Annotated in this window: 1 protein-coding gene and 1 pseudogene; both read right to left on the minus strand. The window is 64.1% G+C overall.

The annotated features are described in order from the left end of the window. Positions 1 to 441, minus strand: a pseudogene (locus AZSI13_RS18335) (hypothetical protein); the annotation flags it as partial. After that, positions 438 to 737 (minus strand): hypothetical protein (locus tag AZSI13_RS00145; RefSeq protein ID WP_165833252.1); only part of this gene is annotated, 300 nt, incomplete at its 5' end. The gene AZSI13_RS00145 and the pseudogene AZSI13_RS18335, both read right to left, overlap by 4 nt.

Raw genomic sequence — 737 nt, forward strand, 5'->3', positions numbered from 1 at the left:
GTCGTCGGTGCCGATGCCGGCGATCTGCTTCACCGACAGGGCCTTGATCTGGTCCGTCGTCAGCTTGGCCACCTGGTCGGAGGTCAGCGCTGTGATGGAGGCAACGCTCAGGCCAGCCAGGGCATCGGTAGCGATCTTCTGCAGGTCGTCGGTAGCCAGGGCAGCCACCTGAGCGGTCTTCAGACCAGCCAGTTGCTTGGAAGTCAGAGCGGCAGCCTGATCGGTGGTCAGACCCACGATCTGGTCGGTGGTCAGAGCCCCAATCTGGGTGGCGCTCAGGCCGGCCAGGGCGGTAGTCGTGATTTTGGCCAGGTCAGCCGTTTCGATCTGGGCAATCTGCTTGACCGTCAGGGCTGCAATCTGATCAGAGGTCAGCACAGCCGCCTGGGAAGTCGTCAGACCGGCGATGTCGTCAGTGCCGATGGCGGCGATCTGCTTCACCGACAGGNNNNGGTTTCCAGCTGAGCCACTTGCTTGGCCGTCAGGGCGGCGACCTGGGCAGAGGTCAGCACGGCGGCCTGGTCAGTGGTCAGGGCAGCGATATCGTCGGTACCGATGGCGGCAATCTGCTTCACCGACAGAGCCTTAAACTGGTCCGTCGTCAGCTTGGCCACCTGGTCGGAGGTCAGGGCGGTGACGGCAGCCACGCTCAGACCAGCCAGGGCATCGGTGGTGATCTTGGCCAGATCGGCGGTTTCGATCTGCGGCACCTGCTTCACGGTCAGGGCGGCGACCTG

Origin of the sequence: Azospira sp. I13 (assembly GCF_003112695.1) — a bacterium.
Lineage (GTDB): Bacteria > Pseudomonadota > Gammaproteobacteria > Burkholderiales > Rhodocyclaceae > Azospira.